The following is a 17,906-nucleotide window of genomic DNA, read 5'->3' on the forward strand; positions in this document are numbered from 1 at the left end:
GCTGATTAGCCTAAACGGTAGTTCGGTGCTTCTTTAGTGATTTGCACATCATGAACATGCGACTCACCCATACCAGCAGAAGTTACACGTACAAACTGTGGTTTAGTGTTTAATTCTTCGATTGTGGCACAACCGGTTAAGCCCATTGCACTGCGAAGACCACCCACTTGTTGGTGAATAATGGTCGCAATTGGCCCTTTATAAGCAACACGACCTTCAATGCCTTCTGGTACTAACTTGTCAGCTTGGTTTGATTTTTGGAAGTAGCGATCCGATGACCCTTCTTTTTGATCCATCGCACCTAGGCTACCCATACCACGGTAAGACTTGTAATAGCGACCTTGATAAAGCTCCACTTCACCTGGTGCTTCTTCAGTACCCGCGAGCATAGAGCCAACCATTACACACGATGCACCCGCAACCAATGCTTTTACAATATCACCAGAAAAACGAATACCGCCATCGGCAATCACTGGAATATCGCGACCTTTAAGGCCTTCAACCGCATCAGAAATAGCTGTTATTTGTGGTACACCACAACCAGTAACAATACGTGTAGTACAAATAGAACCTGGGCCGATACCTACTTTAACAGCATCAACACCGGCATCTGCAAGCGCAATAGCACCTTCGGCAGTTGCCACATTACCCGCAACAATTTGTAAATCAGGGTAAGCTTGACGAGTCGCTGCAACACGGTCAATAACGCCTTGTGAGTGACCATGAGAAGTATCGATTAGTAGTACATCAACACCGGCTTCAACTAATGCAGCAATACGCTCATCAGTACCCGCGCCAACACCTACCGCAGCACCTACACGTAAACGACCTTGCTCGTCTTTACATGCATCTGGTTTGTCTTGTGCTTTTTGGTAATCTTTTACGGTGATCATGCCTTTAAGTTTAAACGCATCATCAACCACAAGAATCTTCTCAATGCGGTGTTCGTGCATTAAGCTCAAGATATCTTCGCGAGCCGTTCCCTCTTTAACCGTTACTAGGTTTTCTTTTTTCGTCATCACTGTTGAAACTGGCTGTTCAAGCTTAGTTTCAAAGCGCATATCACGACTAGTTACAATACCTACTAGGTTATTTTCGCTATCGGTGACCGGAAAACCTGAGAATCCCTTTTCCTGAGACAGCTCAACGGCATCAGCAATAGTCAGATCGGCGGTTACTGTAACAGGGTATGAAACAATACCTGCTTCATAGGTTTTAACTTTACGAACATTTTTCGCTTGTTCTGCAATGGTCATGTTTTTATGAATAAAACCAAGACCACCTTCCTGCGCGAGTGCAATAGCTAAACGAGCTTCAGTAACAGTATCCATAGATGCTGAAATGAGCGGCAAGTTAAGTTTGATACCACGCGTTAAGCGAGTTGAAATATTTGCCGTATGTGGCAAAACAGTAGAATGACCAGGTACTAAAAGTACGTCATCAAAGGTAAGAGCTTCTTTAGCGATTCTAAGCATTTTGGCAACTTCTCACATGTGGATCTAAGATAAGGAATTGCGGCCAAATTTTAACAGCGTTGTAGGCACTAGTAAATAATATTTTGTATTTATTTATGATAAGCTAGATTTATAAATGTTTTTTGGTAGTTTTTATGTTTTCTAAGCCCTCGCAAACGGTTTATACCGTATCTCGCCTTAATCGTGAAATACGTGCCTTACTTGAACAAGGTTTTGCGTCTTTAGTACTCACCGGTGAAATTTCTAACTTTATTGCGCCTGCTTCTGGGCATTGGTATTTTTCGTTAAAAGACGATAAAGCGCAAATTAAAGCCGCCATGTGGCGAGGCAATAATCGCAACCAAAGTTACCGACCAATTAACGGCGCACAAGTAACCGTTAAAGCACGTGTATCTTTGTACGAACCCCGTGGTGACTACCAGCTTATTGTTGAACATATGGAGCCTGCCGGCGAAGGGCAACTTAAGCAAGAGTTTGACGCGCTAAAAATGCGTTTGGCTGCAGAGGGCTTATTTAGCTCCGCTTATAAAAAGCCCCTGCCCCAAAACATAAATCGCATAGGGGTGATCACCTCACCTACAGGCGCCGCAATTAAAGATATTTTAACTGTTTTAAAGCGTCGTGCTCCGCAATTAGAAGTGGTTATTTACCCTGCGATGGTGCAAGGCAAAGAAGCGCATGGCCATTTAATCAAGCAAATAGAGCTGGCAAATTTACGTAATGAAGTCGACGTTATCATACTCGGGCGCGGCGGTGGTTCATTAGAAGATTTATGGTGCTTTAACCATGAACAACTTGCTCGTGCTATTTATCAAAGCTCGCTGCCAATTGTGAGCGCTGTTGGCCATGAAATAGATACCACAATTAGCGATTATGTCGCTGATGTACGCGCAGCAACTCCTTCTGCAGCCGCAGAGCTCGTAAGCCCCAATACACAAGAGCTGCATAATAGGGTTAATCAGTTAATTAGTCGTTTAGCGAATGCATTTAAACACGACATTGCCGATAAACGTGCACTGGCAACTCAGCTACAGCATCGCTTAAATTTGTGCCACCCGCGCAATCAGCTAAACCAAAAATCACAACGCTTAGATGAGTTGAGTATTGCACTGCAACAGGCAATGCGTCAGCGTTTATATCAACAAGAACGCGTGTTAGCTAATTTAACACCCAGACTAATGCGCCAATCACCAGATAAAAAGCTAGCAAATGCAAACCATCAGTTAGCACAGCTCCATGCAAGGCTAAATCAAGCGATGCAGCAGCAACTACAACACGCAAATAATACGCTTGCCTTACAAGCGAGTCGGCTTGATTCGGTCAGCCCCCTTAATGTATTAGCGCGCGGTTACAGCATTACTAAAACAGCGCAAAATAAAGTGGTTAAATCAGTGGAAGATGTAAAAGCAGGTGATGTTTTAATTACAGAGCTTGGCAATGGCACAATAAAATCAACAGCGTCGTAAACATTTTAGCTAAAGCTCTGTTGTCATTAGCATGGTTAATTCACTGTCGCTGGAGGTTGAGGTTGTTCTTTTAAACTGCAGCCAAAACTCTTGTTTCATTAATTTATCATTGAGTTCTCGCCAGTGGGTATGGTCGAACGAATCTTTATCTGTTGGTGCGGCTAATTTAAATTTACAAACCGATGTTTTACACTCTGCGCTAATAATATCAGGCATTGCGACTAAATCTGCAGTAAGTAAAAAGTCTTGCAGTGCTGTTTCAGTTTGATAAGCCCACTCCTCATTGCGTATTTGTTCATCGAACTGTGCTTGTAAAGCGGCTTCGACATCATTTGGGGCACGCAGCTCTTTTAGAACACGATTCATGGTTGCTTTTTGCTCAGTAAGCTGCTTTTTTAATTCAACGACTTGTGCTTCAAGAGGTAGCTCATCTACAGATGAAGCTGCTAATAAATTTGAGTCCACATCGTTCATTTCTTTTGAAGCAGCGGCATTATTTGCAACTACACTATTAATGTTGTCTGTCACTTTGGTCGTATCGCTTTTTTTGTGTTGCACAATACTAGGCTGTTGATGTTCAACTTCTGTAATAACAAACTTTTCAGGTGCAGCAGCAAAAAAATTTAAATAACCCCACGTTAAGCTAACACCTGACACAAAACCACCAAGAAGCATTAAAAAACTATGTTTGTTCATTTTAATTCCCTTTAATTTTTATTTTTTAAAGCATTGCACTGGTGTGCGATTCGTTTTCTGGCTCGGGATATTCTAAAAAGTTTTGGTTCATACTTTCTGCCGGACACTCGCAATCAGGACGACCAATAATTTTTGCAGGTACGCCAACAGCAGTTGTGTGAGGTGGTACAGGGCTTAATACCACTGAACCTGCGCCAATACGTGCGCCCTCGCCCACTTCAATATTACCCAACACTTTAGCGCCCGCGCCAATAAGTACGCCCGCTCTGATTTTAGGGTGGCGATCGCCTTGCTCGTTACCCGTACCACCTAATGTAACCGATTGTAATATAGATACATTATCTTCAATTACGGCGGTTTCACCTATAACAATACCGGTGGCATGGTCAAACATGATGCCTTGGCCTACTTTACAAGCAGGGTGAATATCAACCCCAAACACCTCTGAGGTACGACTTTGAATAAAGCGCGCAAGCTCTTTACGGTTTTGTTGCCATAAGCAGTTAGCTAAGCGGTGTGCTTGTATCGCATGAAACCCTTTTAAATTTAAAATCACAGTAAGGTAGGTTTCGGCGGCAGGGTCACGATCTTTTACTGCTTTAATATCATGAGCAACATGTGTCAGCATGCGGTCACACTTTACAAAAGCTTGGTCAAACAGCTCACGGATTGTAAAAGCAGAAACCACAGCATCAGCTAGCTTGTTAGCAACAATAAAACTCAATGCCGACCCTAAGCACTCATGATTTAAAATACACGAATACACATGGCTCGCTAAAAGGGGTTCACGAGTTACTACTTCATTTGCTTCACTACGAAGCTGTTGCCAAATTTCATGACGCATAATACTGCCTTAAGTTATTACAAAGAGCCTACCGCCAATTCTAACGGATTTAGCCGCCTAGGTGTTAATCCCTTCGTTATTTGTTCTGGTTATTATATATAACTAGTTAAATTTCAGGCTTATATTACTTTTTCAAAGCCATACTATATGACAGCTAGGAAGGTTTGAGCATTTGTGCAAAAATAAAATAAGTTAATAAAAATCAATAAATAACAATATATGACAGCACGTGTGTCATGTGCCAAAATAGCCACTGGCGTACTGCTGACGGCGTAAAAAATAATAATAAACGCTAAATTAGCATCATCAACTCAACAAGGATAACGATGATGAAAAACGACATATTAAATACAAAAAAATTAGGCTATAAATTTTACTTTCAAGATGGCGATAACCAAATAGCCTGTTTTGGAAGCTACTTTACAGGTAAAGAAGAAGTCTATATTAACGATGACTTAGTTAGCAGCAGACGCAGCGTTAATATAAAAAGCTCACACACATTTGATTTTGAAAATTCGCAGTACCAAGTGAAATTTGACATGCTCAATATACTGACAGGACGACTTGAATGCACTCTTTACAAAGATCAAGAAGTGCTTGCCAAGCAAGTTCAAAGTAGTCTTCCTAGCGATCCTAAAAAAGCAGCTTTATTTATTCTAGGCTGTGCATTAGGTGGTGCAGTATTTGGCTATACCACTGCAGCAGTAATGGAACTATTTGTAGGGAAACTTTAACATGCAATTAAACCCTACAACGGTAAAGTCGCTCAGGCACACATTCGATTGGACACAACAACAGCTTGCCGATGCCTGCGATGTAAGCTTACGAACCATTCAACGAGTAGAAAAAGAAGGTGCAGCCTCAAAAGAAACCACCATGGCCTTATGTGCGGTATTTGAAGTACGCCAAGGTGAGCTTATTAAGCTTGATGAAAACAACCAAAATGATGCCAATAACAGTCCATCTAAAAGTTTTATTGCAGGTTTGATTATTAGCTCTGTTATTAGTTTTGCTCTTGGTGCAGCCTCAGTACTTTTAGTAAGTAACTAGTATTTAAAACCTAAAATATAAAAATGCCCCAATGCTTAATGCACAGGGGCATTTTTTAATACTTAAAAACTTAAATTATTGAAATACTTTATCCACCTTTACTACTTCAATATTTTTTGCAGGAATTGCCAGTTTATAATCAGCAATTACCTTATCTTCAGCCACTAACTCGGAAGGCTTATCGGTGTTATACACCATAGGCGAGGTTTGCATAGTTGCTAAACGTTTTTGCATATCTTCACCATCACCGGTAACAAACACATAGTGAATATTCTCAGTTTGTAGGTTATCTTTAATCACTCGATTTACATCGTCAACAGTCAATGTTTTCAGTTTGCTTGTGACGTAGTTTACAAAACTATCGGTGTTATAAAACTCGCTATCTAACGCATAACCTAACTGACGATTTTGACTAGCAACCATTTGTGGCACAAAGTTAATTAAAAAGTTACGTGTAGCTTCAAAATCAGCCTCAGTCATGCCATTTTTAATTAGCTTATCTAGTTCAAATAATGCGGTACGGGTAGCAAAATGCGCATCGTTGTTTGAGCGCAGTGGACGCAGCCACACCTGGAATATTTGCTCAGAGCGCCCTAAGTTTGCATCAGGTTTTGTTTGAAACATACCTCTAGGGAAGTATTCAATATAGGCGTAATCACCGTAATTCATACCACGCGTTTGACGAATACGTTCGTACAAGTAACTGTTAGAACTGCGATGCTCACCAAAGTACGAGCGCACTAACCACAGGGCGGTCCAGTCTTCGCTGCTACGAATGGTATCAATAGGGAACCCGAACGACACAGCCGTTGATTGCGCTGACTTTTCAACAATCGTTGCATGATGACCTTTAAGTTCTGGCGCATCAGGGATTGTTAAGCGGCTTTGTTCGCCTTTAGGGAGTGTCGCTAAGTCAGCTAACATTTGTGCTTTAAGCTTTTTAGGCACAGCACCAATTAAACCCACAGTAAGTTTAGCTTGTGTAAGCTCAGCATTATAAAACGCTTTAACATCATCAAGAGTAAGCGCTTCTAAATCAGATAAATCACCGTAGTTATAGCTTTCATAAGGGTGGCCTTTATAAAGCACACTGTAGAGCACTTCTTTGCCCAACTCTTCATCATTAGAAGCTTTTAAACCCGATTTAATGCCATCGATCATTTCTTTTTTCAGACGTTTAAAGTCATCTTCTCTAAAGCCTGGGTTTAGAAGCTGCTCACTCACTAAAGCATACCACTGAGCTGCATTATCTTTATGGATACGCCCTTGAAACGACAGCATTTCTTTATCTATTTGATAACCAAAACTACCCGCCAGCGGGTACATTGCCTTTTTAATATCTTTGTAACTCATTGAGGTTGAGCCACCTTGCGCCAGCATTGCGGCAGTCAGTGCCGCTACACCTTTTTTACCCTGCGGATCGGCAGCGGCACCGGTATTAAATAATAAGTTAATATCGATTAACGGCGAGCTATTGGTTTTATCCAGCACCTTAAAGATAGGCTTACTCGGTGTTTGCTGATACTTGGCTACCAAAGCATTTAAGTCGCTTTCTTGTTCAAAACCAGGGGCTTTATCAAGTGCCGACATAGTAATTGTGGTGCGCGCATTATCAACAAAATACTTATTTGCAACGGCTCTAATATCTTCGCTAGTGATATTGTCTGCCGATTTATACAGTTGGTTAATCACCTCAGGATCGCGCTCAAAATGCATATAGCTGGCAAGTGTAGAGGCAATTGCTTGCGATGAATCTAAACCATTTATAAAACTGTATTTAAGGTTAGACTTTAAATCGCTGAGTTTTTGGCTATCAACCAACTCAGTGCGTGCTTTAGCATAAGTACGGTTAATGGCATCACGCACTGTGGCTAAGTCATCGGCATTTTCAACTTTTACAAATACATGCAGTAACCCTGGATCTTTAGTTTCAGGGTTATAGGTAAACATTTGACTCGCTATTTGCTTTTCTACTACCAGCTCTTGGTAAATATCTGAATTGCTCGAAAAATAAAGCTGCGACAGTAAATCTAATGCGGCTCTGTCTTTTTTCTGAGGCTCCCATGCAGCCCCTTTATACGACACAAGTAACCAATGGCCAGGTAATCCCTCGTTTTGCTCATGCACATATTTTGGCGCTTGCTGAGTTGGCTCTTTTGGAATATCAGCAACATAGTCGCCTTTTTGCCAGTTACCCCAGTGCTTTTTAACCATCGCCATGGTCTCTTTTGGATCAACATCACCAACAATCACAAGCGATACATATTCAGGCTTATAAAACTTATCAAAAAACTCTTTACCGTAGGCCATTTGATCTGGCATAGCTTCAATGTCTTCAAAAAAGCCCATAGTAGTGTGTTTATAGGTATGTTTTTCGAACGCTTCTTGGCGTACTGCACTTAATAATTTACGAATTGGACTGGCGTTATTTTTTAAGTACTCGCCTTTAACCGTTAGCGCTTCGGTTCTAAATTGCTCTTCGGTGTAGCTTAGGTTTTGAAAAATATCAGCTTCAATCTCAAGTACTTTATCAAGATGTTGCTTTGAAAAATTTAAGTGGTAGTTAGTGTAATCGTTAGTTGTGTAGGCGCGGTTATCAACCCCTGAATTTTTTAGAATATCTGAATACACATCTTGCGGAAACTTTTGTGAGCCTTTAAACATCATGTGTTCAAAAAAGTGAGCAAAACCAGTTTTACCTGCTTCCACTTCATTACGCGAGCCAACAGATACCGGTATTTGTAGCGATACTACATCTGGGTAATCGGTTTTAACTACCATCACACGTAGGCCGTTATCTAGCTCTTCTATTAGGTAATCTTGTGAAAAAACACGCTCATCTGCTTTATTAACTTGTTCTTGTTGAGCTGCTGTTTGCGTGTTTTGACTTTGCGGCATAGCACAACCTGTTAAGGCCAGCGATACCGCTAGGCTAGTTGCCAATAATTTAAATTTCATTGTTATCCCTTTTTAAATTGAGCAATTTTTAAAACATTTACCAAACTAAGTATGCCGTAAAGTAATTAAATATAAGAGCCCTAAGCCTATTAATTATGTAAACAACTGTGTCAGTTATTTAATTTAACTATGAAAATAATTCACGTTAGTTGAGAAACTTTCAATAAATAAATCTATCTAGACGTCTAAATGGCTGCTATATTAAATCCATCATCACAAATTAAGCTGGAATGAGGATTATGGCTTTATCACTTCAAGAAAAAATACAGGACACCAACCAAGGTGTTTACCTAATTGGCACAACACCGCCAAAAATTGGGACTGATAAAGCGCAATTAACAGTCATTGCCGAAAAATTATTAGGCCGTTTACACGAAATTGAATATGACGGTGTGATTATTTATGACATTCAAGATGAAAGCAGCCGTACAGAGCAAGCGCGCCCATTTGCATTTAAGCAAACAGTTGATCCGCGCGAGTACAGTCAACTCTTACGAGGCTTATCTGATCTTGATGTAATTACTTATAAAAGTGTAGCTCAGCGCGGTGTGAGTGAGTTTAAAGCGTGGTTAGATGAAACTAAAAATGACTACGATTTAAAAAACGTGGTGTTAGTGGGTAGTCCTTCATCAGCGGGAGATATAAAGCTGAGCTTACCGAATGCCTATAAAACACTGGCAGAGCAGTCTGAAGACTTCTTTTTAGGTGGTGTAACCATTGCTGAGCGCCATGCCAATAAGCGCAACGAGCACCAACGCTTAATAGAAAAAACAGCACAAGGGTGCCAGTTTTTTATCTCTCAAGCCGTTTACAACGCACAAGCAACTATAGATTTAATAACCAGTTATGCGCGCACATGCAAAGCACAAGGCCTGACACCTAATCGGATTATATTAACCTTTACGCCTTGTGGTGGTGAAAAAACCTTGGAGTTTATGCAGTGGCTAGGTATCTCAGTGCCAGAGGCAACTAAATGGCGCATGCTTGATTCGGAAAATACATTAAGCGAATCGGTGCGTATTTGTCGCGAAAACCTCGACTCAATTTTAAAAAGCTGCGCCCACTTAGGTGTGCCGCTGGGCTTAAATATTGAAAGCTTAACCAACCGTAAAGAAGAAATAGACGCATCTATTAATTTATACCGATTGCTAAAAGCCACAATGGAACTCAACCTTGCGGAGAAACTGATAGCTTAATTGCGAGGTTCGGGGTTCGGGGTTCGGGGTTCGGGGTTCGGGGTTCGGGGTTCGGGGTTCGGGGTTCGGGGTTCGGGGTTCGGGGTTCGGGGTTCGGGGTTCGGGGTTCGGGCAGAATGATAAGCGACATCGAATAAGCCAGTTCAAGTAGTTAGCTTCGTTTATTTTAATAAGTACTAACTTGAACTGTCAGGTTTAAACTGTAGGACTTTATCAAATCTAACAGTCGCATTTGTGCCATGAGCGGATAAAAAGTGAATTTGAAAGCCTGTTGGGTGGCGCCTTCGGCTTAACCAACCTACATTTTGACGTAGGTCGGATAAGTGGCGGAGCCACGCCATCCGACAAAAATGATGAATTTACCAGAAACAATCTAATTTACCACGTTAGCGATATATAACTGCTTTACACTGTAAGTTAAACCACTCTATACCGACTATCGGCTGAGTGCCATTTGCGGACTGTCGTAACCTTAGACTCTTGTTAGCCATTTACTCTGGTAGTGAAAATGTGAACTCTTGATAGTCGTGTTCTTTAGTCAGTGCTGAGGCTGTATTTTCAAAGTGCTGTAAAAAAAATTCAGACTCTACTGAATCAGGTGTCACATGCTCTTTCACAAATGGGTGCAATGCAATTCCTGCATTCAGAGACAAAGGCACAAAGTTGAAAAATATTTGAGATTTACTGAAACCTAAAGATTTTGCCTCTTCTTCAAATTTATCTGCATTTAAATAGTTACGAATTAGATCTCTAGCATTAGCTCTCAATCTTGATTCATTTCGTGGCAAAGTTAACAAATCGTCTAAATCAGACCAAGATAGAGGTATATCAAAGTACCCTCCACCTTCTTCCTCTTCAGGTACAACAGAATTTACGTATAGATACTTCTTTTTGTTTGTAGGCTTTTCACAAACTTGATTATGGTAGTTCCATAAACTTCTAATTCTGTTTGCTTTGTTATGGTGGCGAGCATTGCGAATTGCCAGAATTATGCAAAGTTCAGGGACTGAATACCAATCTACTGGCTTTCCTAATTCTTGCGCCATCAAATCATATAAATTATGGAATGCATTTAATTTTGCGTTAATTGCAGTTTCCACAGTACCCACGGCTTCTGCTCTATCAATATCAATTAATTGTTTTAATCTTTGATTCGATTCAAGCAGAACTCTAAACGTTTGAGTCAGGTCTTCGAAGGAATGGGTAAGCATATAAACTCCGTACGTATGAATTAATGGCTAACAGCTTATTGAACACCGTTTTGGTGGTTTATAACACACCAAAACGGCGTATATTACATACCCCGATAATTTCACCAATAATTTCCTTTGTAAACAAGTAATTAAAATAGCGAGATATTAAGCATGTTATTTTTCCCCAAAGCGGCGTTTAATAATGTTATCGAACAGAATTAGGCTCTTACTCAAAGAAGTAATAATAAATTTAACTTTTCAGTGTCCGCTCCTCGCTCATACCCGAATTCTTTTGTAGCGAGCTAAGCTTAAAACTCCATAAACACCGGAGTACAACTAATGCACCAGTTAACTATATATCAGCCTAAAGAGCCTTGGAATAAAAATAAGCTTGTAGGACAAAAGTTACCTCTAAAATTACAGCAAATATGGGCTATCCGAATACGACTGGAACTTTTTCATAAAATAAGAGATCTAGCACTATTTAACCTAGCCATAGATAGCAAACTAAGAGGGTGTGATTTAGTTTCACTAAAAGTTAATGACATTGCACATGGTAAAGCAATCCAATCACGGGCAATAGTCGTTCAAAAAAAGACTGGTATGCCTGTTCAATTTGAAATTACTGGAAATACAAGGAAATCAATTGTGGCGCTCATAGAGCAATTTACTCTCAATTCTTATGATTACTTGTTTAAGTCACGAATTCATTCCTCTGAACACCTTTCAACCCGTCAATATGGACGTATAGTTGACTCTTGGGTCACCTCAATTGGGTTAGATAAGACTCAATATGGCACTCATTCAATGAGACGTACCAAACCATCACTAATTTACAAAAAAACTAAAAATTTAAGAGCCTGTCAGCTTCTACTTGGCCATAGAAAACTAGAGAGCACTGTCAGGTACTTGGGAATAGAAGTTGATGATGCGTTAGAAGTATCAGAACAGATCGATGCTTAAATTTGAACCTAAGCCAGACTCGAAGTTAGAGTCTGGCACGTGCCATAATCCGACCTTGAGACACATAGAGATTAAGACTGCAAAGATACGAAAGCGGAAGTTAGCTTTGGCCTGTTTAACGACAAATATTCCGACAAAGCAGTCATGACTATTAGTTTATTGTTAAATCTAATCTTTCTTTTCGTTCATCTACTCAATAACCCCACGCTAAACGTGACTTTAGCGTGGGGTTAGAGTTCACAGTAATTTTATCTGGATAGCTCTTTTATTTTTTTCTCTGAAAACCAGCGATATAAAACAGGTAAAACAAATAATGTTAACAGTGTTGCAGTTACCAAGCCGCCAACAATAACACTCGCTAATGGGCGCTGTATTTCTGCACCAACACCATTAGACATTAACATCGGTATCAAACCTAAAGCTGATGTTATAGCAGTCATAAGTACAGGTCTTAATCTTGAAGTAGCGCCTTCAAAAACGGCTTTAGATGCTTCTAGACCGTCTTTAATACGTTGGTTGATACTTTCTACCATAACGACCCCATTCAATACCGCTACACCAAATAAGGTAATAAAGCCAACGGAGCTTGGTACAGACAAGTATTGTCCAGATAAATATAAGGAGAAAACTCCGCCAATTACAGCAAGCGGCACGTTGACCAATATCAGCATAGCTTGACCAACAGAACCAAAGGCAAAGTAAAGTAGTAGTGCGATTAGTGCTAACGATAAAGGTACAACTATAGCTAACCTATTTTGAGCACGTTTTTGACTTTCGAACTGGCCGCCAATCGAAACAGAATAACCTGAAGGTAAGTCAACCTTTTCAGCAATTACCGTTCTGATATCGGCAACCACGCTTCCCATATCTCGATTTTGTACATTTGCTTGGATAACGACTCTTCGTTGTACATCATCGCGTCTAACTTGTGGTGGGCCTGACTCAAATGAGACTGAGGCTACGTCACCCAGCCGCACCCAAGCACCAGTAGGTGATTGAAGCCGAATATCAGCAATAGCTTCTTTGTTACTTCGGTACTCTTCCTCTATGCGAACGTAAATATCATAACGTTCATTACCATTGATTATTTGTCCGGCTTCAACACCACCAATACCATCACGCACAACCTCCATTATGTCACTCACAGACAATCCAAAGCGTGATAGTTCTTGCCTGTTAGGACTTATCACCAATTGCGCTTCACCAGCAATTTGCTCCAATGCAACATCCCTTGCACCTTCAATGTTTTTAATTGCTGTTTCTATTTCTTGACCTTTAGCCGCCAGTACCTCAAGTTCAGGCCCAAACAACTTTATCGCCAACTGAGCCTTAACACCAGATAGTAGCTCATCGACACGAGTCGCAATAGGTTGAGAAAAGTTGAGTAGCAACCCAGGGAATTCTTCTAAAGATCTCTCCATTTTTCCTTGAAGTTCATATCGATTAGATGCACTGGTCCACTCAGAAACAGGCTTCAACCCTATGTAAATTTCGATGTTATTCACAGGCTCTGGGTCTCCACCTATTTCTGCTCGACCAATTCGGCTTAATGCATAGGTTACTTCAGGGAAAGCCATTAGTTTTTCTTCTAGAATTGGTGCCACAGTGAGCGCGGTATCTAAACTGGAAGAAGGTGCAAGCGTTGCTCTTAAGTTTATCGTCCCTTCTTCTAACTCAGGTACAAATTCAGTACCAATTAATGGAACTAATGCAAAGGCAGAGAAAACTAATATAAGTGCGGCTGAAATGACTAATTTGGTGCGTTTTAGTGCGAATGTAAGCCCTTTTCTGTAGAGTTTGTCTAATGGCCTAAGAACAAAGCTTTCCCTCTCTTTTACACCTGACTTAAATAAATAAGTAGCTAAAGCGGGTACAACAAACAACGCAACCACAATAGCAGATATAACAGCTAAAATGATGCTTATTGCCATAGGTTGAAATAACTTTGCCTCAACACCTTCAAAGCTAAATAAAGGCGTAAATACGACTAAAATAATAGAAGCTGCAAAAAATACGGGACGAGCCACTTCTTTACCCGCATTTTGAAGACGTAACTTAATACCATGCTCATCTTGTTCTACATCATGTGGATCAGTATCAGCACTAGGCACTCTTTCTTTTACAGTTTTTAAATGGGTAGAGTCTGGTCTATTTAAATGCTTAAACATGTTTTCAACCATCACGACTGAACCATCAACTAGCATACCAATGGCTACGGCAATGCCACCCAATGACATAAGGTTTGCAGAAATGCCCCACCAAGCCATGATCATTAACGCGATACCAATTGAAATTGGAATAGATATTAGGACAAGGAAGGTTGCACGTATATTCATTAAAAATAGTGCTAATACAATACAGATGAAAATAAATGCTAGTAATAGTGCATCAACTACTGTATCAACGGCTTTTTCAATCAAATCAGCCTGATCATAAAATGGTTCAAAGCGAACACCTTTAGGCAATGCTTGATTAATCAATGGGATTCTTGCATTGATACCATCAATGGTGGCTTTAGTATTAGACCCCATGCGTTTTAAGACAATGCCAGAGACAACTTCACCTAAATTTTCGACTTTACCGTCTTCGGTTTTGCGCGTCATTGTGACAGCACCTTGACGAATTTCACTGCCCATTTCAACTTTAGCAATATCCGAAACCGTCACAACTGTCCCATCAACTGTTTTGACGGGAACTTGTTTGATATTACTAATACCAGCGTCACCACTTTCAAACCAACCTGCACCTCTAATAACAAGCTGCTCTTGCCCACGGTTCATATACCATCCGCCAACATTGGCATTGTTGTTATCTAGGGCACCAACAACGTCTTCTTGCGTTAGGTTATAAGAAAGAAGCTTAGATGGATCTACATTTACTTGGTACTGCCTAACAATACCTCCAAAGGAGAGTACATCAGTAACACCATCGACAGGCATAACGAGTAATTTTACTACCCAATCATTGAGACTCCTGAGTGCCATAGCATCATAGCCTGCATCTTTATCTGAAATAAGAAGGTACTGAAATACTTGGCCTAGCCCTGAGGTGTTTGGCCCCATTTCGGGTGTGCCGACACCTTCTGGTATCAGTTCTTTTGCGGCTTGAAGACGCTCAAATACAAGTTGTCTTGCAAAGTAAATGTCGGTGCCTTCTTTGAAAACAACCGTGACGCCAGACAAGCCTGTTTTAGAAATTGAGCGCACTTGTTCTACATCAGGTAAGGCATACATGACCGCTTCAATGGGGTACGTAATGAGTTGTTCAACTTCTTCAGCAGCTAGTCCTGGCGCTTCAGTATTTACAGCAACTTGAACATTAGTAACATCAGGAAAGGCATCTAAATTTAGTTTTGGTATAACCATAATTGCGCCGACAATTGTGGCAAACAGCGCAATCAAAATCAGGAGTCTATTATTAACAGACCAATCTATTATTTTATTAAACATAGTCTTGCTCCTTAGTGGTTATGCGGATCAAATCCGCCTTTAGCGATTTCAGAAGCAACAAAAAATGCGCCTTTGGTTACAATTCGCGTCCCACTATCAAGGCCAATGATTTCCCTAAAATCACCTAAGGCTCGGCCTAGTTCTACTTCTACAGCTTTAAATTCTCCAGGGTGGTCTTCGACAAATACGGTCCAATCACCATCTGCGCTGCGGATCAATGCTTCTTCTGGCACAGCCATCACTTTCTGCTTTGTGGCAAACTGAAAGTAAACTTTTACAAACATACCTGAATGAAGGTTATCATCAGCATTCTGTACCCCCAATCTAATAATTCTTGTACGAGTTACGGGATCAATTGTATGGGCTTCTTGGATAACTTTGGCATTGTAACTCTGGCCTTCTAATTTAAGTACCGCAGGAGAATCAATTGATAAATTTAGCTTTTTATTTGGAGAAACTTTTGCTTCAACCCATAGTTGTTTTTCATCAGCTAACAACATGACTGAATCCCCAGCATCAACACGTTGCCCTTGGATAAAGTCGTCTTGAAGCACGACACCTTCACGGTGCGCCGTTAATGCATATTGTCCAAATGCTTTAATGTCTTTGTTAGAAATACCATTTATTGCTTTTTCAGTTAACCCTAAAGCAATGAGCTTGCCATAGCTCGCATTGTATGTTGTTTCAGCTTGTAATAATCGACTTTCACTCACCGTCTTATTACCCAGCTTTTTTACACGTTGCCATTCGGTTGAAGCGATTAAATAGTCAGCTTGTGCTTGTGCCATTGCTTCACTAAATAATGTAACTAACTTCTGACCTATTTCTACATACTCGCCAAGCGCTGCATGGCGACTGATAATGACTGACTCTGTACGTGGTGATACCACATAACTTTTATAGCCATTAGCTTTTATTTCGCCAGGTGCATATACGGAGCTAAATTGATATTCAGGCTTAACACTTTCCACTTTAATGTTAGCAAGCGACATCTTCTTTGGATCAATAGTGATACCTTCTTCATGTCCTTCTTCTCCCTCTTTATTACCACCTTCATGGCCGTGCTCGTCATGGTCACCTTTATCTTCTTCATGTCCCTTTTCGTGTTCATGCTCATCTTGATGTTCTTTTTCTTCTTGTTTCGAAACGTTTGTGACAGAACCAGTTCCATCTGACGACTGTGCAAAAGCATCATGATTTGTAGTAAACCCAACTAACAGGCAGCTAATTACTACGGCTAAAAATTTTTTACTAATTACTGTATTCATTTTTGTAACCTATATTTTTAATAAATTTAAGATTTCGTTTTTCGCTACTGAAAAAACAAAGCGCTCAAATCTCAAATTTGGATAACTGACCCATACTTAAAATGAAGGATATTTCTGCAAGCTTGAATTGATTTTCCAAACGTATTCCTGCATGAAGCCCTTCCGCACGTTGATTTAATGCAAGTAAGTAGTCAGAAGTATTAATGTCACCAGCTTCCCAGCGCTTATTTAATAAGTTTTCGCTGCTATCTAATCTGCCTTTTGTCAGTTTTTGCCATTGCTCATAATATTTTTTACTGACAATAAGCGATTCATAATTAGCTTTTGCTTCAAATGACTGCTTTCGATAAACCGACCGAAAGTTAGCCTCTGCTGCAATTGCTTCTGAATAAGCGGCTTTAACAGTATCTGAATAGTTATTTCTGATATTTAAAGGCATTGAGAAAGTCACGCCAATCAAGTCTTCATCTCCACTTTTCCCTGCGTTAACTCCAATGGTTGGATTGGCTTTAGATTCCATAGTGGTTAGTTGAGCTTTAGATTGTTTTATCTTCCATTGCGCTCTAGCGAGTTTAACTTTTGGATGTTCCTCAACCCACTGAGAGTTAAATGAATAGTTTGTTGCTCCAAAAGTAAATGAAAACAAATTGGTAGTATTAGGCGTCCAATCAGGCAATAACTCCTGAACATTTACCTCTGCATTTTTCAAAGCAATTTGCGACTCAGATATTTCACTGAAAACTTGGGACAAGTTTAAATAAACCAGTTCAGCGTCAAGTGGCTCTAAAAGTCCTGCTTTTCGCTTATCTTCAATAATTCCAACGAGCGTTTGTAATTGATTTTCTCTTACTGAAAGTAACTGAGCCACCTTTTTTGCTGCTTGCCAATTAACTATTGCAGTTAAAGCGTTAGCCTTTTTAGAATCGAGTAGAGATAACAATTGTTGCTGGTTTGCATAAACACCAATTTCACCAATGCTTTTATTTGCTGATTGCTTATCCCAAAAATCAATCGTTTGACTGATACCAATAGAATAATTATCAAAATCACCCTCTTTTTCATAGCTTGCTTCAAGCTCTGGGTTATATACGGCTTTAGTTAAGCTCTTGGCTCTATGATTACTTGCATTAAGTAACTCTTTAGCCGCAACAACTTCGGGATCTTTATTTATTTGACTATCTAGCCATGAAATACTTTTCTGTTTGGCATAAGTGGCAACTGAAAAACTCACAGCCATACATAAAGACAGGACTAAACCTGCATTTTTTAAATATATATACATAAAAATTCTTAATTTTAAAATTAATAAACACGAAACCTTTATCCATTATTAAAGGATAAATAGGTC

13 protein-coding genes are annotated in these 17,906 nt (G+C 40.1%); 5 read left to right on the forward strand and 8 right to left on the reverse strand.

Going from position 1 to position 17,906, the window contains the following annotated elements; translation table 11 throughout:
* Positions 1 to 5: 5 nt before the first annotated feature.
* Positions 6 to 1,475 carry an IMP dehydrogenase gene (guaB, locus tag A9479_RS13090; RefSeq protein ID WP_008110278.1) on the reverse strand — a complete coding sequence of 490 codons (1,470 nt, stop codon included), beginning with the start codon at positions 1,473 to 1,475 and terminating at the stop codon, positions 6 to 8.
* A gap of 134 nt (positions 1,476 to 1,609) precedes the next feature.
* Here guaB and xseA point away from each other — a divergent pair, with 134 nt between their 5' ends.
* Positions 1,610 to 2,941, forward strand: a complete 1,332-nt coding sequence (gene xseA / locus A9479_RS13095) for an exodeoxyribonuclease VII large subunit (protein ID WP_064663615.1) — start codon at positions 1,610 to 1,612, stop codon at positions 2,939 to 2,941.
* Positions 2,942 to 2,950: 9 nt separating this feature from the next.
* On the opposite strand, the gene A9479_RS13100 is transcribed toward xseA, so the two are convergent.
* Together A9479_RS13100 and cysE are read right to left on the reverse strand one after the other, a co-directional pair.
* A complete protein-coding gene (locus tag A9479_RS13100) occupies positions 2,951 to 3,637 on the reverse strand; it encodes a hypothetical protein (protein WP_064663616.1) in 687 nt (228 codons plus the stop codon).
* 25 nt (positions 3,638 to 3,662) lie between these two features.
* Complete coding sequence (gene cysE, locus A9479_RS13105) at positions 3,663 to 4,481, reverse strand: serine O-acetyltransferase (protein WP_010387694.1); 819 nt, start codon at positions 4,479 to 4,481, stop codon at positions 3,663 to 3,665.
* A 326-nt stretch (positions 4,482 to 4,807) separates the two neighbouring features.
* Between cysE and A9479_RS13110 the strand changes: the two genes are divergently transcribed.
* Both A9479_RS13110 and A9479_RS13115 read left to right on the forward strand, forming a co-directional pair.
* Positions 4,808 to 5,215: a hypothetical protein gene (locus A9479_RS13110; protein ID WP_055013075.1), complete on the forward strand. Its 408-nt coding sequence runs from the start codon at positions 4,808 to 4,810 to the stop codon at positions 5,213 to 5,215.
* A gap of 1 nt (position 5,216) precedes the next feature.
* Positions 5,217 to 5,531, forward strand: a complete 315-nt coding sequence (locus A9479_RS13115; RefSeq protein ID WP_013465706.1) for a helix-turn-helix transcriptional regulator — start codon at positions 5,217 to 5,219, stop codon at positions 5,529 to 5,531.
* Between the two features lie 75 nt (positions 5,532 to 5,606).
* On the opposite strand, the gene A9479_RS13120 is transcribed toward A9479_RS13115, so the two are convergent.
* Positions 5,607 to 8,489, reverse strand: coding sequence for a pitrilysin family protein (locus tag A9479_RS13120; RefSeq protein WP_064663617.1), 2,883 nt, complete (start codon positions 8,487 to 8,489; stop codon positions 5,607 to 5,609).
* Between the two features lie 239 nt (positions 8,490 to 8,728).
* On the opposite strand from A9479_RS13120, the gene A9479_RS13125 reads away from it, so the two are divergent.
* Entirely contained in the window at positions 8,729 to 9,685 is a 957-nt protein-coding gene (locus A9479_RS13125) for a methylenetetrahydrofolate reductase (protein ID WP_064663618.1), read from the forward strand.
* 491 nt (positions 9,686 to 10,176) lie between these two features.
* On the opposite strand, the gene A9479_RS13130 is transcribed toward A9479_RS13125, so the two are convergent.
* Entirely contained in the window at positions 10,177 to 10,896 is a 720-nt protein-coding gene (locus tag A9479_RS13130; protein ID WP_058155173.1) for a hypothetical protein, read from the reverse strand.
* Positions 10,897 to 11,217: 321 nt separating this feature from the next.
* Between A9479_RS13130 and A9479_RS13135 the strand changes: the two genes are divergently transcribed.
* The gene (locus A9479_RS13135) at positions 11,218 to 11,841 is read left to right on the forward strand and encodes a tyrosine-type recombinase/integrase (RefSeq protein ID WP_004589486.1); all 624 of its coding nucleotides are present in this window, start codon (positions 11,218 to 11,220) and stop codon (positions 11,839 to 11,841) included.
* A 248-nt stretch (positions 11,842 to 12,089) separates the two neighbouring features.
* Here the strand turns inward: A9479_RS13135 and A9479_RS13140 are convergent, their stop codons facing one another.
* The 3 genes from A9479_RS13140 to A9479_RS13150 form a co-directional block, all read right to left on the reverse strand.
* Entirely contained in the window at positions 12,090 to 15,290 is a 3,201-nt protein-coding gene (locus A9479_RS13140) for an efflux RND transporter permease subunit (RefSeq protein WP_004588883.1), read from the reverse strand.
* An 11-nt stretch (positions 15,291 to 15,301) separates the two neighbouring features.
* On the reverse strand, positions 15,302 to 16,558 hold the full coding sequence (locus A9479_RS13145) for an efflux RND transporter periplasmic adaptor subunit (RefSeq protein ID WP_002962258.1): 1,257 nt from the start codon (positions 16,556 to 16,558) through the stop codon (positions 15,302 to 15,304).
* A gap of 64 nt (positions 16,559 to 16,622) precedes the next feature.
* Positions 16,623 to 17,840 carry a TolC family protein gene (locus A9479_RS13150; RefSeq protein WP_008468875.1) on the reverse strand — a complete coding sequence of 406 codons (1,218 nt, stop codon included), beginning with the start codon at positions 17,838 to 17,840 and terminating at the stop codon, positions 16,623 to 16,625.
* Positions 17,841 to 17,906: the final 66 nt, after the last annotated feature.

The organism is Pseudoalteromonas sp. MQS005 (assembly GCF_001661605.1).
Classification (GTDB): domain Bacteria; phylum Pseudomonadota; class Gammaproteobacteria; order Enterobacterales; family Alteromonadaceae; genus Pseudoalteromonas; species Pseudoalteromonas tetraodonis.